The following is a 25,050-nucleotide window of genomic DNA, read 5'->3' on the forward strand; positions in this document are numbered from 1 at the left end:
ACGTCCGCCGCGGTGGCTCAGTGCCGCAGTTCGGCGCCGACCGCCGCGCCGGCCGCGGCGACAGCGGAGTCCCGGGCCGCGCTGGCCTCGTCCTCCGTGAGGGTGCGGTCCAGCGCGCGGAAGCGCAACGCGAAGGCGAGCGACTTACGCCCCTCCCCCACCTGTGTGCCTTCGAACACGTCGAACAGGCGGATGTCCTCGAGCAGTTCGCCGCCACCCGCGCGCAGAGCCTCCTCGACGTCGGCGGCCGGGATCTCCTCGGCCACGACGACGGCGACGTCCTGCAGGACGGCCGGGAACGGGGAGATCTTCGGCGCCGGCAACGACTCCACGATCGGCAGCGCGTCGAGGTCGAGCTCGAAGGCGCACGTGCGGGCGGGCAGCCCCGCGCGCTCGAGCACCGCGGGATGCAGCTCACCGGCGTGACCGACAACGACACCGTCGACCAGCAGTTCGGCGCAGCGGCCCGGATGCCACGGCAGGTACTGCGCGGCGCGGCGCTGCAGCCGGACGCCGGCGGCGGCCGCGACGGTCTCTGCCGCGGCGAACGCGTCGGTCGCATCCGCGGGCCGGCCCGGTCCCCACGGCCCGGCGGGTTCCCGCAGGCCGCACAGCACCGCCCCGACGTGGACGGGCTGCGCAGGCAGCGAACCCTCGAGCAGCGCGATCTCCTCGTCCGTGGGGCGCCGGTCCACCGGCAGGGGCGGCACCGGCCGGGTACCGGGGCCGGGCAGGACGACCTGCGCGATCGCATAGAGCGCCAGGTCGCGCTGACCTCGGGAGACGTTGCGGGCGAGCACCTCGAGCAGGCCGGGCAGCAGCGTCGTCGCCAGCTCCGGACGATCGGCCTCGAGTGGGTTGAGGACCGTCGTGGTGGTGCGGCGGGGGTCGTCGGCGTCGAGACCCCACGAGTCGAACACGTGAGCCGGCAGGAAGACCGGGGCGAGCACCTCGACGTGACCGTCGGCGGCCAGGGCGCGGCCCACGGCGCGGCGTCGTTTCTGACTCGGGGTCAGTCCGCGGCCCGCCGGGGCGGCCGGGAGCACGGACGGGATCTGCTCCAGCCCCTCGAGCCGCAACACCTCCTCCACCAGGTCGGCGGGCTGACGCAGGTCGGGGCGCCAGGTCGGCGGTGTCACCACGAGCTGGCCGTGTCCGTCCGGGCCGACACCGACTTCGACGCCGCATCCGATCTGGGTGAGCCGGCGCGCGGCGGTGCCGGTCGGGTAGGCGACCCCGGCGATGCGGTCGGGCAGATCGATGTCCATGCGGATCGAGACCGGCTCGACGGGCACGGACAGGTCGGTCAGGACCGGCTCGACGCGGCCACCGGCGATCTCCACGAGCAGCGCCGCGGCGCGGTCCAGGGCCGGCAGCGCCACCTCGGGGTCGACGTTGCGTTCGAAACGCTTGCCCGCCTCGCTCACCAGTTTGTGGCGCCGGGCGCTGCGGAACACGGCGAGCGGGTCCCAGGTGGCAGCCTCGAGCAGGACCTCGGTGGTGGTGCCGCTCACCTCGGTCGCGGCGCCACCCATGATCCCGGCGAGGGAGACCACCCCGGAGTCGTCGGTGATGACGACGTCCTCGGGGTCGAGGGTGCGTTCGATGCCGTCGAGGGTGGTCAGCTTCTCCCCCGCCTGCGCACGCCGGACGACGAGCTCACCGCGGAGGGTGGCGGCGTCGAAGGCGTGCAGCGGCTGCCCGAGTTCGAGCAGCACGTAGTTGGTCACGTCGACGGCCGGGGAGATCGGGCGGATGCCGGACAGCAGCAGCCGCCGCTGCAGCCACCACGGCGACACGGCGCCGGGGTCGATGCCGCTGACCTTGCGGGCGGCGAAGCGGGTGGCTCCGGTCTCGCGTTCGAGCCGGATCGGGTAGGCCGGGCCTTCGGCGGGGTGGGGTGCGACGTGCGCGGGGTCGGCGAACTCGAGGTCGAAGCCGCACGCGAGTTCGCGGGTCAGTCCGCGCAACGAGAAGCAGTAGCCGCGGTCGGGAGTGATGTTCAGCTCGATGACGGTGTCGCCGAGGCCGAGCAGGTCGTTGGCGTCGGTGCCCGGCTCGGCGGTGCCTTCCTCGAGCACGAGGATGCCCGAGTGGTCCTTGCCGACACCGAGCTCGGCGACCGAGCAGATCATCCCGTCGGAGACCCGGCCGTAGGTCTTGCGGGAGGCGATCGCGAAGCCGCCGGGGAGCACCGCGCCGGGCAGTGCGACGACCACCAGGTCGCCCTCGGTGAAGTTGCGGGCGCCGCATACGATGCCGCGCGGGGCGTCCTCCCCCACGTCGACCTGGCAGAAGCGGATGGGCTTCTTGAATTCGGTGAGCTCGGTGATCTCGAGGACGCGGCCGACGACGAGGGGGCCGTCGATGCGTGCGAGGGTGTCGACTTCCTCCACCTCGAGTCCGACCCGGACGAATCCCGCGTCGAGTTCCTCGGCAGTGACGTTCCACTCGGGGGTGGCGCGCTGCAGGATCTCGGTCAGCCAGGACTGCGCTACTCGCACTTTTCGCTCAGCTCTTTCGGTCGGTTCGGTTGTCGGATCTCGGGTCGGGGCGGTGTCAGCCCTGCACCCCGAAGGGGAGGGTGAAGCGGATGTCGCCCTCGACGATGTCGCGCATGTCGGAGATGCCGTTGCGGAACTGCAGGGTGCGCTCGAGGCCCATGCCGAACGCGAAACCGGTGTACTCGTCCGGGTCGATGCCGCTCGCGCGCAGCACGTTGGGGTTGACCATGCCGCAGCCGCCCCACTCGACCCAGCCGGCGCCGCCCTTCTTCTTGGGGAACCACACGTCCACCTCGGCGGACGGCTCGGTGAACGGGAAGTAGTTCGGGCGCATCCGGGTGCGGGTCTCGGGCCCGAACAGGGCTCGGGCGAATGCGTCCAGGGTGCCGCGCAGGTGGGCCATGGTCAGGCCCTTGTCCACGGCGAGGCCTTCGATCTGGGAGAACACCGGGGTGTGCGTGGCGTCGAGCTCGTCGGTGCGGAAGGTGCGGCCGGGGCACACCACGTAGATGGGGATGTCCCGGTGCAGCATGGTGCGCACCTGCACCGGCGAGGTGTGGGTGCGCAGCACCTGCCGTGAGCCCTCCGGCGCGATGTGGAAGGTGTCCTGCATCGTGCGGGCGGGATGGTCGGGCAGGAAGTTCAGCGCGTCGAAGTTGAAGTGTTCGGTTTCGACCTCGGGACCCTCGGCGATCTCCCAGCCCATGCCGACGAACACGTCGGCGATCTGGTCGGAGATGATCGTGATGGGATGCCGTGCGCCGGCGGGGCGTCGGCCGGCGGGCAGGGTGACGTCGATGGCCTCGGCGACGAGGACCGCGGCGTCGCGTTCGGCGAGGAGCACGGCGCGGCGCTCGTCGTACGCCGCGGTGACAGCACCACGGGCGGCATTGACCCGCTTGCCGGCGTCGGCGCGCTGGTTGCCGGGCAGGCTACCCAGGGCGCGTTTGGCGAGGGAGACGGGCGCCTTGTCGCCGAGGTGGTCGATCTTGGCCTGGGCGAGCGCGTCGAGGTCGGTGGCGGCGGCGAACGCCTTCAGTGCGGCCTGGGTGGACGCGGCGAGCGACTCCTCGCTCAGGGCGCTCGGATCGACTGCCGGCGGGGTGCCGCCCTCGTTCTTGGCCACGACCGGTGCATCTCCTTCTTCGGGCGAACAATGGGTGTGGTGCCACGTTCGGCGTCGAGCGGATCGCGCCAGCGCAGCACCCGAATCCTAGGCGATGGCCGGGTCCCGCTAGGGCACGGCCCTGTCGGCGCGATGCTGCACGCGTGCGCTCGCGTACAGGCAGATCGAGGCGGCGGTGGCGAGGTTCAACGATTCGGCGCGGCCACGGATGGGAATGCGCACCCGATGGTCCGCCCGTGCCGCGACCGCCGGGTCGAGGCCGTGCGCCTCGTTGCCGAACAGCCAGGCGGTGGGGGCGGCGAGCAACTCGTCGGCGTCGTCGAGGTCGACCTCGCCGTCGGCAGCGGTGGCGAGCACCTGCAGTCCGGCGGCGGCGAGCGCGTCGAGGACCGTGCCGGTGTCGCGTTCCCGGGCGAGCGGGAGGTGGAACACACTGCCCGCGGAGGCCCGGACGCATTTGCCGTTGTGGGGGTCGACGCTGTCGCCGGCCAGGACCACGGCGTCGGCGCCGACCGCGTCGGCCACGCGGATGACGGTGCCGGCATTGCCGGGCTCGGCGATCCCGACGGGCACGGCCAGCAGCCGGGGCGGCGGTGTCAGGGCCCGCGCGAGTGGTACGTCGAGCAGATCGCACACGGCGACGAGGCCCGGCGGGGTGACGGTGTCCGAGAGCCGGGCGGCGGCACGCTCGGTGACGGTGGAGACCCGCACGCCCCGGTGGTGGGCGGCGTCGAGCAGGTCGGGGTAGCGGGCGGCGGCGGCTTCGGTGACGAACACCTCGTACACGACGGCCGTGGCGAGAGCCTCGCCGACGGAGTTCTCGCCCTCGGCGAGGAAGCGGCCGGCCTTGCGGCGGTCGGCGGTGCGCAGCAGTTTGACAGCAGAAACGACCCGTGGGGTGCGCTCGGTGAGCGGGTCCACGGGTCGTTCCTGTGCCGGTGTGGCGTTCAGCGTCGTCTCGGCGCTGCGCTCAGGCGGCGTCGGCCGGCGCGTTGACGTCGGCGGGCAGCGCGGCCTTGGCCACGGCGACCAGGCCGGCGAACGCCTCGGCGTCGGAGACGGCGAGCTCGGCGAGGATCTTGCGGTCCACCTCGACACCCGCGGCCTTCAGGCCCTGGATGAAGCGGTTGTAGGTGATGTCGTTGGCGCGAGCAGCGGCGTTGATACGGCTGATCCACAGCTTGCGGAAGTCACCCTTGCGCGCGCGACGGTCGCGGTAGGCGTAGGTCAGCGAGTGGAGCTGCTGCTCCTTGGCCTTGCGGTACAGACGCGAGCGCTGCCCGCGGTAGCCCTTGGAAGCCTCGAGGATCGAACGGCGCTTCTTCTGGGCGTTGACGGCCCTCTTCACGCGTGCCACTGATATGTCCTGTCAATCTCGGGGGGCAGTAGATCGCCCCCGGGGGTCGGTCGGGGAAAGAAGCTCAGATGCCGAGCATGCGCTTGACGCGCGGGACGTCGACGTCGGCGACGGCGGCCTTGCCGTCGAGGCGACGCGTCACCCGGGAGGACTTGTGCTCGAGCAGGTGGCGGCGGCCGGCCTTCTGGCGCAGGATCTTTCCGCTGCCGGACACCTTGAATCGCTTCGCGGTGCCGCTATGGGTCTTCGACTTGGGCATGGAGTCCTCAGTTCGTCGGGGATTTACTCGTGTTCGTCCGGCACGCGCGCAGCGGCCGGCCGGGCGGTGGGCCCGGTCGACCGGCGGAGCTACGCGGTGCCGTCGCCTGCTGCGGGCTTGTCCGCGGCAGGAGCCGGCCTGGCGGCGGAGGCCTGAGCGGTCTCCTGCGCCTTGGCGCGGGTCTTGGCGCCCTTGTGCGGGGCCAGGACCATGGTCATGTTGCGACCGTCCTGCTTGGGGGCGGTCTCGATGAAGCCGAGATCGGCGACGTCGGCACCGAGGCGCTGCAGCAGCCGGAACCCGAGTTCGGGACGGGACTGCTCGCGGCCACGGAACATGATCGTCACCTTGACCTTCGACCCGGCCTCGAGGAACCGCACCACGTTGCGCTTCTTGGTCTCGTAGTCGTGGTCGTCGATCTTCGGTCGGAGCTTCTGCTCCTTGATGACGGTCAGCTGCTGGTTCTTGCGCGACTCGCGCGCCTTCTGGGCAGCCTCGTACTTGAACTTGCCGTAGTCCATGATCTTGCAGACCGGCGGACGGGCGTCAGGGGCCACCTCGACCAGATCGAGATCGGCTTCGTATGCCAGGCGGAGTGCATCTTCAACACGCACGATTCCGACCTGTTCCCCGCCGGGTCCGACGAGCCGGACCTCGGGAACTCGGATGCGTTCGTTGATGCGGGTCTCAGCGCTGATGGGGCCTCCTAGGTAGAGCGGTGCGGTCCGGGTGACCGCGCCGCAGCACATGGGGCCGACTTCCGACGAAAAACCCCGCCGGCGGCGCTCGCGCACCGGGCGGGGTCCGAATACCGACCGGCCCGACGGACCGCACGACACGACGGCCGTGCGTTCTCGTCCCCCGATCACTCGGGGCGCACACTCCCCGGAGATCCCGGAGAGCGGCGGACCGGACCACTGAGCGAAGATCATGACCAGGTCATGGGCCGCGCAGAGGTGGGAGTCGGACTCCACTTTGCTGCCCGCGCACAGTGCACGCGGACGGTCGTGTCCCAAATCCTAGCAAACTTCGAGCCCGCGATCGAATCGCCGGCTGCGGCCCGACCCGCTCTCGCGGCAGCGTGCGGCGGGTGGGATCGTGAAGTCATGACCGACACCCCCGATCCGACCGTGGCCGACGACGTCCGGCACCTGGGCGAGATCCCGGCCGTCGAGGTGATCAGCCGCGCCGCCGTGATGCTCATGAGTTCCGCCGCCGAGAAGCTCGGCCTGGCCGACGAGGATCCCGAGGCCGGCACCCACCGCGACCTGGACGAGGCGCGCCGCGTGATCACCGCCCTCGCCGGGCTGGTCACCGCGTCGGTGGAGTACCTGGGCCCGCACGCCGGCCCGCTGCGCGAGGGACTGCAGGCGCTGCAGCGGGCCTTCCGGGAGGCGTCGGCCTACCCGGACGAGCCGGGCAAGGGCCCGGGCGAGAAGTACACCGGCCCGGTCTTCTGACCGGGCCGGTCTCAGTGCAGCGGCACGCCGGGCTCCTCCCAGGCCCGCAGGCGCCGCAGCAGTGAGTCCTTCTTGCGCTGATGGTCGGCCATCCGGCACAGCACGTCGTCGAGGAACCGCACCGCGTGGTCGACGTACGGGCCCTTGTTGAGCATCACGCATTCGGCGCGGCCCGACGCTGCGGCGTCGGTGATCTCCGCACGCGAGGGACGGCCGGTGCGCGCGAGGGTGTCGAGGACCTGCGTCGCCCAGATCACCGGGACGTGCGCCGCCTCGCACACCCACAGGATTTCCTCCTGTACCTCGGCCAGCCGACCGTAACCGGCTTCGACGGCGAGGTCGCCGCGCGCGATCATCACCCCCACCCGGGGTGAGTGCAGGGCCGCGAACAGGATGGCCGGCAGGTTCTCGAAGCCCACCACCGTCTCCACCTTGAGGATCACCCCGAGCCGGGTGCCGCCGAGCTCGGCGAGCCGGTCCTGCAGGCGCGCGACGTCGGCGGCGCTGCGGACGAAGGACAGGCTGACGGCGTCCGCGTGCGTGACCACGAACGGCAACCGGCCCAGGTCCTCGTCGGTGAGCGCCGGCAGCCGCAACTCGGTGTCGGGCAGGTTGATGCCCTTGGCCGTGCCGAGCCGGGAGCCGCGCAGATCCGCGTCGGTGATGCGGATGCGCAGCCGTTCCGGGCCGGCCTCCTCGACGATCCCCCCGATCCGGCCGTCGTCGAAGAAGATCCGGTGCCCGATCCGGGTGTCGTCGAACACCTGGGGCAGGGTGCAGCCGATCCGGGGCGGACGGGCGTCGGGATCGGCCGGGGTGAGGTCCGGGTCCAGGATCAGCTCGTCGCCGACGTGCAGGGTGAGTCTGCGTTCGCGCGGGGAGAGGTCCGCAACGGCGGTGGCGTCGCCGCGCGCGGTCAGCCGGGTGCCGGGTACGAGGTAGGCGGTGTCGGTCAGTTCGGTGCGGACGTCCCCGGCGTCGGTGCCGGTGACGACCAGCGTGCGTCTGGAACCGCGGGTGTCGCGGAAGGTGATGCGGTCGCCGGGTCGGCGTCGGGCCAGCCACAGCTCGTCGGCGACGGGAACGACCACCTCGCCCGGGGCGGCCGCGGAGCCGCGGCGGGTGAGCCGCACCTGGACGGGCGCGACGGTGCGGCCGAGCGCGTCGCGTTCGGGTTTGGCGTGTACCACCGCGGGACCGGGGGCGACGGGGCCCGTGCGCAGCTTCGGCCCGGCGAGGTCCATGGTGACGGTGACGTGCCGGCCGTGGGCGCGTTCGGCGCGGCGCACGTGCTCGATCATGGCGGCCCACGCGTCGGGTTCGTCGTGAGCGCAGTTGATCCGGACGAGTTCGGCGCCGGCCCCGACGACCCGGTCGACGAGGTCGGCGTCGGTGGCTGCCTCGCTCGGCAGCGTCACCATGATGCGGGTCCGGCGGCCACCGCGGACGGGACCGAGCAGGGCGGCGGCGTTGCGTTCGAGCAGGCGTTCGCCGGTGACGAAGTCCACCGGGCCGGGCCGGGTGTCGACCTCGGGCAGGTCCGCGAGGCCGGCCACGGCTCGGCGCACCGCGTCGACGGAGGCCAGGACGTGGGCTTCGGCGCGTCCCAGGGATGACAATCCCCACGCGGCGAGGTCGGATTGCAGCTCGCGGATGTCGCGGTGCCGCAGAGCGACGTAGTGCGCCAGGTTCTCCGCGCCGGCCCGGTGAGCGGGGTGTGCCTGCGCCCAGCGTTCGTCGGCGCCGGCCGCGGTGACGAGGCCGTCCCGCAGCTCGTCGAGCGCGGCGGCGAGGGCCGCGAGGTCGCCGTGCGCACCGGTCATGCGCCCACCGTAGGGGCACGGCGTTGCGCGGGGTTTGCGCCCGGTTGAACATTGTCGTTCCTGTCGGCGACCGTGTCGTTGACCGGCACCGTCGCCGGGATGACCGAGGATGGCCGCCATGGGCACACACCTGGTCCTCGTTCCCGGCTTCTGGCTCGGCGCGTGGGCGTGGGAGGCCGTCGCCGAGGAACTGCGGGCGCGGGGGCACCGGGTCGACGCCCTGACACTGCCCGGTCTCGAGTCCGTCCGGACCGACCGCTCCGGCATCACGCTCGACGACCATGTCGGTGCCGTCGTGGATGCGGTGGCGGGCGGTGCGGTCGTCGTCGCGCACAGCGGGGCCGGCCCGGTCGCGTACGCGGCGTCGGACCGGGTCCCGGCGGATGTGGCCCGCCTGGTGTACGTCGACACCGGACCGTTGCCGGATGCCGCTGCGCTGCGGCCGGATCTCGATACCGCCGTGACGGAGATCCCGCTGCCGCCGTGGGCGGAACTCGAGGCGGCCGGCAACAGCCTGCACGGACTCGACGACGCCGCGCTGCACCGGTTCCGGGAGCGGGCTGTGCCGCATCCGGCCGGTCCGGCGCGGACCCCCCTCGCCCTGCGCACCGACGCGCGCCTGGCGGTCCCGACGACCGTCGTGTGCACGAGTTTCCCGTCCGGTGCGATCCGGCAGATGGCGCGGGCGGAGCATCCCGTGGCCAGTGAACTCGGTCGACTCACCGACGTGCAGTACATGGATCTGCCGACCGGGCACTGGCCGATGTGGTCGCGTCCCGCCGAACTCGCGGAGGTGCTCGACGCGGCAGCGCGCCGTTGAGGGTGGTGTCACCCACCCGAGGCGAACAGTTCCCGGACGAACGCCGTCGCGTCGGTCAGCGAGGCCCGCATCGTCTCGAGGTGACCGGTCGGGTAGGGGCGGAACACGAACCGCGTACCGGTCGCGGTCAGGTCGGCGACGAGCTTGACGGTGAACGGCGCCGGGGTGACGGTGTCCGTCAGGCCCTGGCCGAGGAACAGCGGCCGATCGTAGCCGCGGGTGGGGATCTCGAGCATGTCGCGGGCAGCGCGGGCCAGGGCCGGGTCGTCGGTGCGCCGCGCCAACAGCTCGCCGATCGACAGATCCGGGAACTCGGCCGCTGCTTCCCGGTAGCACAGGTTCTCGAGCCGGGCGAGAACGTCGCGGCCCCGCGGGCTGAGGAAACGGTCGACCTCGACGTCGGGATAGGTCGCGCGCATCCCGGCCAGCAGGTAGGCGATGAAGACGGCGGTGCCGGTGAGCGGCAGCGGTGGAAAGGCGGGGTCGCCGAACGGCACGAGGTGCTCGATGTTGGACGGCACGCCCAGCGCGACGGCGCCGCGATAGTCGAGTTCGGGTGCGTACCGGGTCGCGAGGGAGGCCGCGACCATGACGGCCTGGCCGCCCTGCGACTGGCCGAGTGCGGCCCAACGCGGCCCGAGGGACGGTTCCACCGTCCGGGCGGCGCGCACCATGTCGATCAGGGCGTGCGCCTCCGACGGCCCGTCGAGGTAGGCGTGCACGCCGGGGGTGCCGAGGCCGACGTAGTCGGTGGCGACGATCGCGTATCCCTGGGAGAGCCAGTGCGCCAGGTATCCGTTGTCGATGCGGCCGTCGACCGTGGGGGCGCACCGGTCCGCGATCCCGACGGCGCCGTGCCCCCACGAGAGCACCGGCCAGCCACCGGCGGGCGCGGCACCCGGCGGCACGAACATCGCGCCGGTGCTCAGGGCCGGCACCCCGCGGGGACCGGTGGTGCGGTAGGTGACCACCGAGCCGGCGGCCGCGCCCGGCAGCCACCACTGCCGCGGCAGGGCCTCGACCCGGACGACGCTGCCCGGTGGGCCGGTCTCGCGGCTCGAAGGCTGTGCCGCCGCGACCCCGGCCGTGAGCAGCATGCTCGCCACGAGGACCGCGACGATCCCGCGGACACGGTCCTGGGCGAATGTCCGGGCCATCGGTCCCCCCTTGCGGTCCACGACGCGTCGGCGCCGTCAGGGTCAGCTCGCGGCTGCCACCTTCCGTGGTGCGCGCTTGCGCGCCGGCTTGCGGGCGGGCGCCGGCTCCGGCGCGACGGACTCGGCGAGCGCCTCGCTCAGGAACCTGCCGGTGTAGCTGCCCTCGACCGCCGCGACGTCCTCGGGCGTGCCCTGCGCGACGACGGTGCCACCGCCCGAGCCGCCCTCGGGGCCCATGTCGATGATCCAGTCCGCGGTCTTGATCACGTCGAGGTTGTGCTCGATCACGATCACGGTGTTGCCCTTGTCGACGAGCCCGTTGATCACTCCGAGCAGCTTGCGGATGTCTTCGAAGTGCAGTCCGGTGGTCGGCTCGTCGAGCACGTACACGGTGCGGCCCGTCGACCGCTTCTGCAGTTCCGCGGCGAGCTTGACGCGCTGGGCTTCGCCGCCGGACAGCGTCGGGGCGGGCTGCCCCAGGCGCACGTATCCGAGGCCGACGTCGACGAGGGTGCGCAGGTAGCGGTGGATCGAGGTGACCGGCTCGAAGAACTCGGCGGCCTCCTCGATCGGCATGTCCAGCACCTCGGAGATGGTCTTGCCCTTGTAGTGCACCTCGAGGGTCTCGCGGTTGTAACGGGCCCCGTGGCACACCTCGCACGGCACGTACACGTCGGGCAGGAAGTTCATCTCGATCTTGAGCGTGCCGTCGCCCGAGCACGCCTCGCACCGGCCGCCCTTGACGTTGAACGAGAACCGGCCCGGCTGGTAGCCGCGCACCTTGGCCTCGGTGGTCGCGGCGAACAGGGTGCGGATCTTGTCGAACACACCGGTGTAGGTGGCCGGATTCGACCGCGGCGTACGCCCGATCGGCGACTGGTCGACCTGGACGAGCTTGTCGAGCTGGTCGAGGCCGTTGACGCGGGTGTGCCGGCCGGGCACCTGCCGCGCGCCGTTGAGCTTGTTGGCCATGACCGTCGCGAGGATGTCGTTGACCAGGGTCGACTTGCCGGAGCCGGAGACGCCCGTGATCGCGGTGAGCACGCCGAGCGGGAAGGCCACGTCGATGCCACGCAGGTTGTTCTCCCGCGCGCCGACGACGGTGACCTGACGTTTGCGGTCGACCGGCCGGCGCTGCTGCGGCACCTCGATCCGCTGTCGTCCGGACAGGTACGCGCCGGTGAGCGAGTCGGTACAGTCGAGCAGTTCCTTGTACGGGCCCGTGTGCACCACCCGACCGCCGTGTTCGCCGGCGTACGGCCCGATGTCGACGACCCAGTCCGAGGCACGGATAGTGTCCTCGTCGTGCTCGACGACGATCAGGGTGTTGCCGAGATCACGCAGCCGCGTGAGGGTTTCGATGAGGCGGCGGTTGTCGCGCTGGTGCAGGCCGATGGACGGCTCGTCCAGGACGTACAGGACACCGACCAGGCCCGAGCCGATCTGGGTGGCGAGCCGGATACGTTGCGCTTCCCCGCCGGACAGGGTGCCGGCCGCGCGGGAGAGAGTGAGGTACTCGAGTCCCACATCGAGCAGGAACCCGAGACGTGCCTGGATCTCCTTGAGCACCTGCCCGGCGATGGCCTCCTCCCGCGCCCCGAGGGTCAGCGCGTCGAGGAACTCGGCACATTCGGCGATGGACAGGTCGGAGACCTCGGCGATGGACTTGTGCCCGTGTTCGCCCGCGGCGACCGTCACCGCCAGGATCTCGGGACGCAGCCGCGCCCCCTCGCACGTCGGGCACGGGATCTCCCGCATGTACCCGTCGTACCGTTCCTTCATCTGCTCGGATTCGGTCTGTTCGAGCCGGCGGTGCAGGAACGGCATCACGCCCTCGAACTCGGCGTAGTACGACCGGGTCCGGCCGTAGCGGTTCTTGTAGCGGACGTGCACCTGTTCCGGGCTGCCCTCGAGGATGGCCTTGCGGGCCTTGGCGGGCAGCTTGTTCCACGGGGTGGACATCTCGAAGCCCATGATGTCGGCCAGCCCGGACAGCAGCCGGGTGAAGTACTCGGAGGTCTGCCCCATCGACCACGGCGCGATCGCGCCGTCCTCGAGGCTGAGTTCCGGGTCCGGCACGACGAGTTCCGGGTCGACCTCCTTGCGGATGCCGAGGCCGGTGCACTCGGGGCAGGCACCGTACGGGGAGTTGAACGAGAACGAGCGGGGTTCGAGTTCGTCGATGGACAGCGGGTGCCCGTTCGGGCAGGCGAGTTTCTCGGAGAAGCGGCGTTCGCGGTCGGCGGCGTTCTCGTCCCGGTCGACGAAGTCGAGGACGACGATGCCTTCCGCCAGGCGTAGCGCGGTCTCGATCGAATCGGTGAGCCGCTGCTTGGCAGCGGCCTTGACCGCGAGCCGGTCGACGACCACCTCGATGTCGTGCTTCTCCTGCTTCTTGAGCTTCGGCGGATCGGTGAGCGGATGGACCACCCCGTCGACCCGCACGCGGGCGTAGCCCTGCACGGTCAGCTGTTCGAACAGGTCGACGAACTCGCCCTTGCGGGTGCGCACGACCGGTGCGAGCACCTGGAACCGCGTGCCCTGCTCCATGTCGAGGACCTGGTCGACGATCTGCTGCGGGGTCTGCCGCGCGATTCGCTCCCCGCACTGCGGACAGTGCGCCGTGCCGGCGCGGGCGTACAGCAGGCGCAGGTAGTCGTAGACCTCGGTGATGGTGCCCACGGTCGAGCGCGGGTTCCGGTTGGTGGACTTCTGGTCGATGGAGACCGCCGGTGACAGGCCCTCGATGAAGTCGACATCGGGTTTGTCCATCTGGCCGAGGAACTGGCGCGCGTAGGCGGACAGCGACTCGACGTAGCGGCGCTGCCCCTCGGCGAAGATCGTGTCGAATGCCAGGCTCGACTTGCCCGACCCGGACAGGCCGGTGAAGACGATCAGGCTGTCACGCGGCAGGTCCAGGTCGATCCCCCGCAGGTTGTGCTCCCGCGCGCCACGCACGATCAGGCGATCCGCCACGCCACGTCCCTCCTAGTCGGATCCCCTTGGACGGGCGGATCCGGTCGCATCTCGATTCACCGACGTCACGTCGCGCAACTCGGCCCTGGACCATGGTAGGCGCGCCCACCGACACGTTCCGGTTTCCGGCCGCCGCGCGCGCGGGCGACGGACCTCGGCGGTAACGTGCCTCACATGTCGCAGCAGCCCTTGGTCATCGACGACGACTACACCGGCGAGGTCACCCCCGGTGGTCCCGCGCAGCGCCGCACCGTGCCCGGCGCGACCATCGTCAAGCTGTCCGTCGGACCCATGGACAACAACACGTACCTGGTCTCGGATTCCGCCACTGGCAGATCTGTGTTCCTCGACGCAGCGAACGAGCCGGAGTTGCTCACCCGGTTCCTCGCCGAGCACGCCCCGAAACTCGAGCTGATCATCACGACCCACCAGCACTGGGATCACTGGCAGGGCCTCGAGGCGGTCGCGGCCTCGACCGGGGTTCCCACAGCCGCGCATCCCCTCGACGCCGAGCCGCTCCCGGTCACGCCCGATCGGTTGCTCATGGAAGGCGACACCGTCGCCGTCGGCGAGCTCGGTCTCGAGGTGATCCACCTGTCCGGGCACACCCCCGGCTCGATCGCGCTGGTCCTCACCGAGGCCGGCACCGGACGGCACCACATCTTCACCGGTGACTCCCTCTTCCCCGGCGGCCTGGGCAAGACCGCGGACGCCGAGAAGTTCACCTCCTTGTACGACGACGTCGACACCAAACTCTTCGGCCGCTTCGGTGACGACACGGTGATCTACCCCGGGCACGGCAAGGACACCACGCTCGGCGCCGAGCGCCCGCACCTCGCCGAGTGGCGCGAGCGCGGCTGGTGACCGGGTGGGCTGCGGGAGGCCGCCGTCCCCCGAAGGCCGTTCGCGCAGCTGCGACGCTGGCAGCTCCGTGGGCGGGGCCGGTGTCCACTGCGCAGACCGGTTCCTCGGCGGTCACGCGGAGGCTGTTCGCCGGCTCACAGACCCCGGTCGATGAGGTCGAGGATCTCGTCACCGGTCGCGGCGTGAATCCTGTCCACCGTGTCGGCGCGGCCCCGGTCGGCTCCCTCGAGCTCGGCGAGCAGGGCTTCGAGCCGCTGTGCGACCGCCGCGCGTGCCTCGTCGTCGGCGCCGAGGTCGGCGACGGCCGCCCGCAGGCGGTCGATCCCGGCGACGGCGACCGACACCGGGTCCGGGACCAGCTCCGCGCGCAGGAACTCGGCGAGGGCCCGGGGACTGGGGTGATCGAACACCACCGTCGGCGGTAACCGCAGACCGGTCGCGGCACCGAGATGGTTGCGCAGGGCCACCGCGGCGAGCGAGTCGAAGCCGAGTTCCTTGAACGCCTGGTCGGGATCGACCGAGTCCGACGCGTCGTGGCCGAGGACTGCGGCAGCTCCGGCTCGGACCAGCTCCAGCACGAGGTGCCGCTGTTCGGGCACCGACCGGTCGGTGAGCCGCTGCGCCCACTCGGACGGTCCTGATCCGTTCGGTGCGGACACGGCGGACTCCGATCCGGCCGCGCGCGGCCGCGACTGCCGCACCAGTCCCCGCAGCGGAGCGGGAACGGACGTCGCGGCCGCCCCGGGGTGTTCGAACCGGGCCCCCACCACGGCGGGTAGGTCGGACGCCAGGGCGCTGTCGAACAGGTCCAGTCCGTCGGCTTCGCTCATCGGCACCAGGCCGCTGCGGCGGGCCCGGGCGAGATGCACCGCGCCGAGCCTGCCGGTCATGGCGCTCGGCGGTGCCCACATTCCCCACGCGATCGACACCGCGGGCCGGTCGTGGGCTCGCCGATGCTCGGCGAGGGCGTCGAGGAACCGGTTCGCCGCCGCGTAGTTGGCCTGTCCGGGCGCGCCGAGGACACCGGCGAGCGACGAGAACAGCACGAAGGCGTGCACCCCGCCGGTCAGCCGGTGCAGGTGCCAGGCCGCGTCGACTTTCGGCCGCAGCACCGCGTCGAGCCGCTCGGGGGTGAGCGAGGTGAGGGTGGCGTCGTCGAGGACTCCGGCCGCGTGGATCACTGCGGTCAGGGGGTGCTCGGCGGGGATCCGGGACAGCAGTCCTGCCAGTGCCGCCTCGTCGGCGGTGTCGCAGGCGACGATGCTCACCTCGGCGCCCGCATCGCGCAGTTCGCGGCGCAGCTGGTCGCTGCCGTCGGCGTCGGGTCCGCGTCGGCTGGTCAACACCAGATGCCGCGCCCCGTGGGCGCTGACGAGATGGCGCGCCACCGACGTTCCCACGGTTCCGGTGCCGCCGGTGACGAGCACGGTGCCGCGAGGATCGAACAGCGGAGCGGACCGCTGCACGGCCGGTAGGCGTCGCAGTCGGGGCACGAGCACCGCCCGGCCCCGGACCGCGACCTGCGGTTCCCCGCTGGCCAGGGCCGGCGTGATCGCCGTGTCGACGTCCGTCTCCCGGTCGAGGTCGAGCAGCACGATCCGCCCGGGGTGCTCGTTCTGCGCGGAGCCCACCAGACCCCACACGGCCGCGGCCGCGAGGTCGATGTCGTGTCCTTCGCCCTCCTCGCCGGTGGCCGTCGCGTTGCGGGTGACGACCACCAGCACACTGTCGGCGAACTCGGCGTCGTCGAGCCAGTCCTGCAGCAGTCGCAGCGTTCGGGCGCACAGGTGGTGGGTCGCCTCCGGGCCCGGGTCGCCGTCGGTGCCGCACCCCACCAGCACCGTCCAGGGGCGCCCGTCGTCGGGTGTGGCCGCCCTCGCGGTGCGCAGCGCCGCCGCGTCGGGACAGCGCGGCAGGCTCGATCCCGGATCCGCGTCGCCGAGTACGACCGTCGGGCCGGCCGGCGGCCCGGAGGGGACGTCGTCGATCCGGGTCCAGGCCAGGCGGTGCAGTCGCCGCGCGCCGGACGGGCCCGCGCCGTCGCCGTCTCCCGTCCGGGGCACCACGTGCAGCGCCTCGACGGTCAGCACGGGTGCGCCGTCGGCATCGGTGGCGTCGACACGGTACTGCCCGTCCTCGCCGGTCGCGCACCGCACCGACACCGCCTGCGCACCGGTGCGGTACAGCCGGGTTCCCGACCAGGTCAGCGGCCAGTCGTCCGGGCCGAGGACGGGGTCGAGCGCCGCCTGCAGCAGGTGCGGATGGATGCCGAAGCCGCCCGGGTCGAGGCCGTCGTCGAGGCGCACCTCGGACGCGGTGTCGCCTGGGAGCCGGCCCGGTTGCGCGGCGGGTACGTCGTCGACGGTCGCCGACGCGTTCCGCACCCAGGGGCCGTCGGCCGGTCCGGTGTTCGACGAGATGGTGACGGTGCGCGCGCCGTCGTCACCGGCCGGCGACACGAATACCCGGATCGGCAGCGGTCCCGCGGCCGGCAGGGCCAGGGGGTGGTGCAGGGTGAGAGCGGCGATGCGGTCGCACCCGACGTGGTGGGCGGCGTGCAGGGTCAGTTCGACCAGGACGGCCGGTACGAGTGTCTGCGGAGCGTCGGTCGGCGGATCGCCGGGCTGCGGCGCCGCGAGCGACGAATCCCGGTGCCGCGACAGCGCTCCGGTGAACACGGTGGTGTCGTCGTCGAGGGTCACGGCCGCGCCGAGCAGCGGATGGTCCGCCGGGCTGAGCCCCAGCTCCGTCGGATCGCCGCTGGGGCGTGCGGGCGCCGACGGCCAGAAGGAGCGCCGCCGGAAGGCGTACGTGGGCAGGTCCACCCGGCGGCGGCCGGGCAGCACCCGATCCCAGTCGATCGTCAGGCCCTGCACGGACGCGGCGGCGACCGCCTCGACGAACCCCCGGGCGTCGTCCCCGCGGCCGGGCAGCGCGGCGATCGGGTGCGGGACGACCTCGGCGGCGTGGGCGGCCAGGGCCGCGCCGGGTCCGATCTCGACGCAGCGGGTGACTCCGAGTTCGGCGAGGGTGCGCATGCCGTCGTGGAAGCGCACGGCTCGGCGCAGGTGCCGGCGCCAGTACTGCGGCGACGTCAGTTCCTCGGCCGTGGCGACGCGACCGGTGAGAGTGGAGACGACGGGGATCGTCGGCGGCTGCGCCGCCGGCCGCGACACGAGGGCGGTGAACTCGTCGAGGATGGGGTCCATCAGCGCCGAGTGGAAGGCGCGTTCGACCTGCAGCGTGGTGACCGGGATTCCCGCGGTGGACAGTTCGGCGGCGACGGCGTGCACGTCGGCTGCGGCGCCCGCGAGCACCACGGATTCGGCGCCGTTGACCGCGGCGAGGTCGACTCGGCCTTCGATCCGCGACCGGATGTGCTCCGGGCGGGCCCGGACGGCGATCATCGCTCCGGGGGCGGTGGCCTGCATCAGCCGGCCGCGCGCGGCCACCAGGGCGGCGGCGTCGGGCAGGCTGAACACGCCCGCGACGTGGGCCGCGGTGAGTTCTCCGATCGAATGCCCGATGAGGTAGTCGGGTGTGAGGCCCCACTCCCGCAGTAGTCGGTAGAGGGCGACCTCGACGGCGAACAGGGCCGGCTGGGTGTACTCGGTGCGGTCGAGTCTCGCGGCGGCGTCGTCCGCGTCGCCCCAGATCACCTGCCGTATCGGGGTGTCGACGTGCTCGTCGAGTGCGGCGCAGGTCTCGTCGAGGGCCCGGGCGAAGACCGGGTAGGTGTCGTAGAGGCCGCGGCCCATTCCGATCCGCTGCGCGCCCTGGCCGGTGAACATGAACGCCGTCCTGCCGCGGGTGCTCGTGCCGGCGACGACGTTGCCGCCGGCGCGTCCCTCGACGAGCCGGGCCAGGCCGTCGCGCAGGTCGGCGAGCGTCTCGCCGGTCACGGCGGCGCGGTGCGTGAAGCCGGACCGGGTGGTGGCCAGCGAGTAGGCGAGATCGGCCGGATCCGGTGGGGACTCGGTGTCGAGGACGTCCGTCAGCCGAGCGGCCTGCGCGCGCAGCGCCTCGTCGGTCTTGGCGGAGAGCACCCACACCAGGGGTGACGTCGGCCGTGGCGGGGCCGGTGGGGCGGCGATGTCGGGGGGTTGCTCGAGGATCATGTGGGCGTTGGTGCCGCTGATGCCGAACGAGGAGACGCCGGCGCGGCGGGGGCGCCCGGTCTGCGGCCACGCCACCGCGTCGGCGAGCAGCGCGACCTCGCCGGCGGTCCAGTCGACGTGCCGGGTCGGGGCGTCGCTGTGCAGGCTCGGCGGCAGCACCCCGTGGCGCATCGCCATCACCGTCTTGATCACGCCGGCCACCCCGGCCGCCGCCTGGGAGTGGCCGATGTTCGATTTGACCGACCCCAGCCACAGCGGCCGGCCGTCGCGTTGCTGCCCGTAGGTGGCGAGCAAGGCCTGGGCTTCGATCGGGTCGCCGAGTGTCGTGCCGGTGCCGTGAGCCTCCACCGCGTCGATGTCGGCGGGGTCGAGGGCGGCGTCGGCCAGCGCCTGCCGGATCACCCGTTCCTGCGACGGACCGTTCGGGGCGGTCAGGCCGTTGGAGGCGCCGTCCTGGTTGACCGCGGAGCCGCGGATCAGTGCGAGCACCCGGTGGCCGTGGCGCTGTGCGTCGCTCAGCCGCTCGAGCACGACCATGCCCGCGCCCTCGCTGAGTCCGGTGCCGTCCGCTCGATCGGAGAACGGTTTGCACCGCCCGTCCGGGGCGAGTCCGCGCTGGCGGCTGAATTCGATCAGCACGCCGGGGGTCGCCATCACCGTCGCCCCGCCGGCCAGCGCGAGGGTGCATTCGCCGTCGCGCAGTGCCCGCGCCGCCAGGTGCAGCGCCACCAACGACGACGAACACGCCGTGTCGACGGTGACCGCGGGGCCGGTGAAGCCGAGCGAGTAGGCGATCCGGCCGGAGGCCACGCTGTTGCTGGTGCCCGTCATGAGGTAGCCCTCGGCGTCGGTGCTCCGCCGGGTCATGAGGTGGAATCCGTAGTCGCCGCCCATCATTCCGACGTACACGCCGGTGTCGGTGAGCCCGGGCGAGTTCGGCGGGATTCCCGCGTGTTCCAGTGCCTCCCAGGCGCTTTCGAGAAGAAGTCGGTGCTGCGGGTCCATCGCGACGGCCTCGCGGGGGCTGATCCCGAAGAACGCGGCGTCGAACCGGTCGGCGTCGTAGAGGAAGCCGCCGTACCGCATGTAGGTCGTGCCGCTGCGCTCGGGATCCGGGTGGTACACCTCGTCGAGGTTCCAGCCGCGGTTGTCGGGGTACGCGCCCACCGCATCGCGGCCGTCGCGGACGAGGCGCCACAGCTCGTCCGGGCAGGAGACCTGCCCGGGGTATCGGCAGGCCATTCCGACGATCGCGATCGGGTCGTCGTCGTGGCGCCGGCGCGCCGGACGGGTCGGTTGCGGGGCGTCCTCGGGGCCGAGCAGCCGGGCCGCGATCTCGCGGGCGAGCGCGTCCGCGGTGGGGTGGTCGAACACCACCGTCGCGGCCAGCCGTACCCCGGTGGCCGTCGTCAGCTGGTTGCGTAGCTGCACCGCGGTGAGCGAGTCGAAGCCGAGTTGCTTGAAGGCACGCTCCGGATCGATGGCCTCCTTCCCGTCGTGGCCGAGGACCGCCGCGACGTGCGTGGTGACGATCTCGAGGACCCGGGCGTGCCGCCCGGCGGGGTCGAGCGCGCGCAGTTCGTCGGCGAGGCCGGGAGCCGACGGGGCGGCCGCGGCGCGCCGACGGGACGTGCCGAGCACTCGGCGCAGGATCGGCGGGAGGGCGTCACCGTCGGATCGGCGGGAGGGCGCCGCGAGCCGTATCGGCACCGTCAACGGACGGTTCGCGGCGAGTGCCGCATCGAACAAGGCCAGCCCCGCTTCCGGGGTGAGGGTGTCGATGCCGGTGCGCTGGAGCCGATCCAGGTCGGCCGCACTCAGATGGGAGGTCATCCCGCTGGGACGGTCCCACAGTCCCCAGGCCAGGGACAGTCCCGGCAGTCCCTCGGCGCGGCGGTGCTGCGCGAGCGCGTCGAGGAAGACGTTGGCCGCGGCGTAGTTCGCCTGGCCGGCGCCGCCGAGCACACCGGCCGCGGAGGAGAACAGCACGAACGCCGCGAGACCGCGATCGCGGGTGAGCTCGTGCAGATGCCAGGCACCGTCCACCTTGGGGCGCAGGACGGCGTGCAACTGGTCCGGAGCCAAGGTGGCGGCGGTGGCGTCGTCGAGCACTCCGGCGGCGTGGACGACACCCGACAGGTCGGGGACGGTGTCGAGCAGGGCGGCCACCGCGGCCCGATCGGCGACGTCGCAGGTCACGGCGCGGATCTCGGCGCCCGCGTCGGCGAACTCGGCGCGCAGGTCCGCCGCCCGCTCGGCGCGGACCGCGTGTCGGCCGGTCAGCACGAGCCGGCGCACCCCGTACCGTCGCACGAGGTGCCGGGCGACGAGCCGGCCGATGGTTCCGGTGCCGCCGGTGACGACGACGGTGCCCTCGGGGCCGAACGGCACCGGATCCGCGGGCGGTGCGTCGGTGGGGGGCGCCGCCGCTGCGAGCATGGGCGCGAGGAGGGTCCCGGCGCGGACCGCCAGTTGTGGTTCGTCGCAGGCCAGGGCCGCGGACAGCACGGTGGGATCGGGATGGCCACCGGGCGGCCCGTCCAGGTCCAGCAGGGTGATCCGGTCCGGATGCTCGTTCTGCACCGCACCGATCAGCCCCCAGACGGGCGCGGCGCAGATGTCGATCGGTTCGTCGTCGGCGATCGCCACGGCACGCCTTGTCGTCACCAGCAGTCGGGTCTCGGCGAGGCGGTCGTCGACGAGCCAGGCCTGTACCGCCCGCAACGCCGCCTCCGCGGCGGCGTGGGCGCGCGTCGGCACGTCGGAGTCGTCGTCCGGGGTCCCGGCCAGCAGCAGGGTGCGGCCGGCGGGATCGCCGCCGGTGAGTGCCTCCCCGAGCGGGGCGAGGTCTGCCGTCGCGGCGGCGCCGGCGTCGACCGGGATCCATTCCACGCGGTAGAGGCCGGTGCCGGTCGCGGCGGCCGGCGCCCGCGGACCTGCGAACGGCCGCAGCGCCAGCGACCGGGCGGTCAGCACGGGATTGCCGGCGGTGTCGTACGCGGCCACCCGGTAGCGTTCGGGTCCGGCAGGGGCGATGTGCACGCGCAGGGCGGTGGCACCGACGGCGTGCAGCTGCACGTCGTCCCATGCGAACGGCAGCCGCAGGTCGCGGGCGCCGGCCGCGGCGGCGGCGAACGCGATCAGGTGCAGCGCCGCGTCGAACACCGCCGGATGGATCCCGTACCCGGCGACGGCCGCGGCGGGGTCCTCTCCCCCCAGGCGCACCTCTCCGTACAGGTCGTCACCGCGGCGCCACGCCGCGCGCAGGCCCCGGAACACCGTCCCGTACCCGTATCCGGTCTCGTCGAGCGCGTCGTACAGACCGCTCACGTCGATCGGCGTCGCATCGGCCGGGGGCCACTGCCGGATCGGAACCGGCGCGGTGTGCGCCGCGCCCGTGAGGGTGCCGACGGCGTGCCGGGTCCACGGTGTCTGCGCCGGGGCGTCCGCCGGGCGGGAGTGCACCGACACCGTGCGGTGCCCGGCGTCGTCGGCGGTGAGGACGGCGACCTGCACCGCGAGTTCCCCACCGGTGGGAATCGTCGCGGGCGTCTCGAGGGTGAGTTCCGCGAGGCGGCTGCAGCCGGCGCGGTGCCCGGCGTGCAGGGCGAGTTCGGCGAACGCCGTGCCGGGCAGCACCACGGTGCCGTCCACGGCGTGCTCGTTCAGCCACGGCAGTCGGTGCGGCGACAGCACGCCCGTGAACACCGCGCCGCGGCCGTCGCCGAGTTCGACCGAGGCGGCGAGCATCGGGTGGTCCCCGGCATCCATGCCGGCTGCGGCGGCATCATGTTGCGGCGCGCCCCCGTCCAGCCAGTAGCGGCGGTGCTGGAAGGCATACGTGGGCAGGTCCACCCACGGCCGGTGACCGGTGCGGCGAGTCCACCCGATCCGGTCCCACGCGATGTGCGCCCCGGACACGTGTGCCTCGGCGAGGGCGGTGGTGAACTGGCGCAGGCCTGCCCGGTCGCGGCGGAGGGTGCCGAGGGCGCGACCCGCGACGCCGGCCGCGTCCAGGGTCTCCTGCAGCGGCACGGTCAGGACCGGATGGCTGCCCGACTCGACGAACAGCCGGTACCCGTCGCGGACCAGGGACCTCGTCGCGTCTTCGAAGCGCACCGGTCGGCGCAGGTTCCGGTACCAGTAGTCGGCGTCGAGTGCGGTGCCGTCCATCACGTCCCCGCTCACCGTCGAGTAGAACGGGATCCGCGAACGCTGCGGGGTGATCGGGGCGAGAGCGTCGAGAATGGGCCTGCGCAGCACCGAGACGTCCGCGCAGTGGGAGGCGTAGTCCACCGTGATGCGCCGAGCCTGGGCACCGTCGGCCTGCCACTGCGCGACCAGGACCTCGAGGGCGTCGCCGGGGCCGGACACGACCGTCGCGGCCGGACCGTTGATCGCCGCCACCTCGACGGTCCCGGCCCAAGGTTCGATCTGCTGCCGCACGGCGTCCGCCGGCAGGCCCACCGACGCCATGCCCCCGCCGCGCCGGGCGGATTCCGTGATCACCCGGCTGCGGGCCGCGACGACGAGCGCCGCGTCGGGCAGGGTCAGCGCGCCGGCGATGTGGGCGGCGGCGATCTCGCCCTGCGAGTGTCCGACCACGGCCGCCGGTTCGACGCCGTGTGCCTGCCACAGCCGCGCCAGACCGACCATCACCGCGAACAGCGCCGGTTGCACGACGTCGGCTCGGTCCAGGGCCGCCGGATCGCGGTCGCGGAGCACGTCGAGCAGCGCGAACTCGGTGTGCGGGGCGAGGGCGTCGGCGCACTCGCGCAGGCTGTCGGCGAACACCGGGGAGGACTCCAGCATTTCGGTGGCCATGCCCACCCACTGCGCGCCCTGTCCGGGAAAGACGAAGACCGGTCGGTCGCCCGCCTCGACGGCCACGCCGGTGATCACACCGGGATCGGGGGCGCCTCGGACGAGCGCGTCGAGACCGGACAGCAGGGCCGCCGGATCGGCGCCGAGCACGGCGGCGCGGTGGTCGAAGGTCGCGCGCGCGGTCAGCAGCGGGCCGGCTACCTGTGCGGGTGTCAGCTCGGGATGGCCGGCGACGTAGTCGCGCAGCCTGTGCGCCTGCGCGCGCAGTGCCGGTTCGGTGTGGCCCGACACGAACCAGGCCACGACGTCGTCCGACGCGTCGACCCCCTCGGTGGGCGCAGCGTCCGGGGATGGGGTCGGCTGCTCCAGCACGACGTGGGCGTTCGTGCCGCTGATGCCGAACGAGGAGACCGCCGCCCGGCGGGGCCGGTCGGCCGCCGGCCATTCCCGGTTCTCGGTGAGCAGGGACACCGATCCGGCGGACCAGTCGACGTGGGGGGTGGGACGGTCGACGTGCAGGGTCTTCGGCAGCACACCGTGGCGCATCGCCATGATCATCTTGATCACGCCGGCCACTCCGGCGGCGGCCTGGGTGTGCCCGAGGTTCGATTTCACCGAGCCGAGCCACAACGGCCGGTCGGGGGGCCGATCGCGGCCGTAGCCGGCCAGCAGGGCGGACGCCTCGATGGGATCGCCCAGCGTGGTGCCGGTGCCGTGCGCTTCGACCGCGTCGACGTCGGCCGGGCCGAGTCCGGCGTCGGTCAGGGCCTGCCGGATCACCCGTTCCTGGGCCCGCTTGTTGGGGGCGGTGAGGCCGTTGCTGGCGCCGTCCTGGTTCACCGCGCTGCCGCGGACGACGGCGAGGATCTGGCGGTCGTTGCGCTCGGCGTCGGACAGGCGTTCCAGCGCGAGGATCGCGGCGCCTTCGCCCCACGCCGTGCCGTCGGCCGCGGCGGCGAACGCCTTGCAGCGCCCGTCGCGGGCCAGTCCACGCTGCCGGCTGAACTCGACGAACACGGCGGGCGTCGACATGACGGTCGCCCCGCCGGCCAGGGCGAGTTCGCACTCGCCGTTGCGCAGCGCCTGCATGGCAAGGTGGACGGACACCAGGGACGACGAGCATGCCGTGTCGACGGTGATCGCGGGTCCGTTCAGTCCGAAGCTGTAGGCGACACGGCCGGAGGCGACGCTCATCGCGGTCCCGGTGATGAAGTAGCCCGCGAGTTCCTCGGGCGGGGCGCCGCCCGCCCGTGCCGAGTAGTCGATCCCGGACAGGCCGGTGAAGACGCCGATCTGCCTGCCGTGCACGGACCGCGGATCGATGCCGGCGTGCTCGAAGGTCTCCCAGCTCGTCTCGAGCAGGAGTCGCTGCTGCGGGTCCATCGCCAGTGCTTCGCGAGGCGAGATTCCGAAGACCTCCGGGTCGAAACCCGCTGCGTCGTCGAGAAAACTACCTTGCACCGTGTACGTCCTGCCGGCCTGCCGGCCCGTCGGATCGTAGAGGTCCGCCGCTTCCCAACCCCGGTCCGCGGGGAACCCGGCGACGGTCTCCGAGCCGGATTCCACCAGGTGCCACAGATCCTGTGGGGAGCGGACGCCGCCGGGGAACCGGCACCCCATCCCGACGACGGCGATCGGTTCGCGGCTCACCCCCTCGAGCTCGCGAAGCTTCTCCCGGGCCTGATAGAGCTCTGCGGTCACCCGTTTCAGGTAGTCGAGGAGCTTCGCATCATCGGCCATAATCGAGCTCCAATCCGAGAGC

General features: G+C 72.7%; 13 protein-coding genes. 3 read left to right on the forward strand and 10 right to left on the reverse strand.

Going from position 1 to position 25,050, the window contains the following annotated elements:
• Positions 1 to 17: 17 nt before the first annotated feature.
• The 6 genes from pheT to infC form a co-directional block, all read right to left on the reverse strand.
• On the reverse strand, positions 18 to 2,504 hold the full coding sequence (gene pheT / locus AC2IPW_RS13195) for a phenylalanine--tRNA ligase subunit beta (protein ID WP_486375002.1): 2,487 nt from the start codon (positions 2,502 to 2,504) through the stop codon (positions 18 to 20).
• A gap of 55 nt (positions 2,505 to 2,559) precedes the next feature.
• Positions 2,560 to 3,630 carry a phenylalanine--tRNA ligase subunit alpha gene (pheS, locus tag AC2IPW_RS13200; protein ID WP_003937966.1) on the reverse strand — a complete coding sequence of 357 codons (1,071 nt, stop codon included), beginning with the start codon at positions 3,628 to 3,630 and terminating at the stop codon, positions 2,560 to 2,562.
• Positions 3,631 to 3,738: 108 nt separating this feature from the next.
• A complete protein-coding gene (locus AC2IPW_RS13205; protein WP_486375003.1) occupies positions 3,739 to 4,551 on the reverse strand; it encodes a TrmH family RNA methyltransferase in 813 nt (270 codons plus the stop codon).
• Positions 4,552 to 4,600: 49 nt separating this feature from the next.
• Positions 4,601 to 4,987, reverse strand: a complete 387-nt coding sequence (gene rplT / locus AC2IPW_RS13210; protein WP_003937964.1) for a 50S ribosomal protein L20 — start codon at positions 4,985 to 4,987, stop codon at positions 4,601 to 4,603.
• Between the two features lie 64 nt (positions 4,988 to 5,051).
• Positions 5,052 to 5,246: a 50S ribosomal protein L35 gene (gene rpmI / locus AC2IPW_RS13215; protein WP_003937963.1), complete on the reverse strand. Its 195-nt coding sequence runs from the start codon at positions 5,244 to 5,246 to the stop codon at positions 5,052 to 5,054.
• An 89-nt stretch (positions 5,247 to 5,335) separates the two neighbouring features.
• Complete coding sequence (infC, locus tag AC2IPW_RS13220) at positions 5,336 to 5,995, reverse strand: translation initiation factor IF-3 (protein ID WP_003937962.1); 660 nt, start codon at positions 5,993 to 5,995, stop codon at positions 5,336 to 5,338.
• 357 nt (positions 5,996 to 6,352) lie between these two features.
• On the opposite strand from infC, the gene AC2IPW_RS13225 reads away from it, so the two are divergent.
• The gene (locus AC2IPW_RS13225) at positions 6,353 to 6,706 is read left to right on the forward strand and encodes a DUF1844 domain-containing protein (RefSeq protein ID WP_003937961.1); all 354 of its coding nucleotides are present in this window, start codon (positions 6,353 to 6,355) and stop codon (positions 6,704 to 6,706) included.
• An 11-nt stretch (positions 6,707 to 6,717) separates the two neighbouring features.
• On the opposite strand, the gene AC2IPW_RS13230 is transcribed toward AC2IPW_RS13225, so the two are convergent.
• Positions 6,718 to 8,529, reverse strand: coding sequence for a pyruvate kinase (locus AC2IPW_RS13230; protein ID WP_486375004.1), 1,812 nt, complete (start codon positions 8,527 to 8,529; stop codon positions 6,718 to 6,720).
• 118 nt (positions 8,530 to 8,647) lie between these two features.
• Here AC2IPW_RS13230 and AC2IPW_RS13235 point away from each other — a divergent pair, with 118 nt between their 5' ends.
• Positions 8,648 to 9,349: an alpha/beta fold hydrolase gene (locus tag AC2IPW_RS13235; protein ID WP_486375005.1), complete on the forward strand. Its 702-nt coding sequence runs from the start codon at positions 8,648 to 8,650 to the stop codon at positions 9,347 to 9,349.
• An 8-nt stretch (positions 9,350 to 9,357) separates the two neighbouring features.
• Here AC2IPW_RS13235 and AC2IPW_RS13240 read toward each other — a convergent pair whose 3' ends face one another.
• Together AC2IPW_RS13240 and uvrA are read right to left on the reverse strand one after the other, a co-directional pair.
• Positions 9,358 to 10,506, reverse strand: coding sequence for a lipase family protein (locus AC2IPW_RS13240; protein WP_486375006.1), 1,149 nt, complete (start codon positions 10,504 to 10,506; stop codon positions 9,358 to 9,360).
• 42 nt (positions 10,507 to 10,548) lie between these two features.
• Positions 10,549 to 13,482 (reverse strand): excinuclease ABC subunit UvrA, encoded by a 2,934-nt coding sequence (gene uvrA / locus AC2IPW_RS13245; RefSeq protein ID WP_003937957.1) that lies wholly within the window; start codon positions 13,480 to 13,482, stop codon positions 10,549 to 10,551.
• 174 nt (positions 13,483 to 13,656) lie between these two features.
• Here uvrA and AC2IPW_RS13250 point away from each other — a divergent pair, with 174 nt between their 5' ends.
• Positions 13,657 to 14,346, forward strand: a complete 690-nt coding sequence (locus AC2IPW_RS13250; RefSeq protein ID WP_416061152.1) for an MBL fold metallo-hydrolase — start codon at positions 13,657 to 13,659, stop codon at positions 14,344 to 14,346.
• 134 nt (positions 14,347 to 14,480) lie between these two features.
• On the opposite strand, the gene AC2IPW_RS13255 is transcribed toward AC2IPW_RS13250, so the two are convergent.
• Positions 14,481 to 25,028, reverse strand: a complete 10,548-nt coding sequence (locus AC2IPW_RS13255) for an SDR family NAD(P)-dependent oxidoreductase (RefSeq protein ID WP_486375007.1) — start codon at positions 25,026 to 25,028, stop codon at positions 14,481 to 14,483.
• Between the last annotated feature and the right edge of the window lie 22 nt (positions 25,029 to 25,050).

Source organism: Rhodococcus sp. NS-SX18 (genome assembly GCF_057367935.1).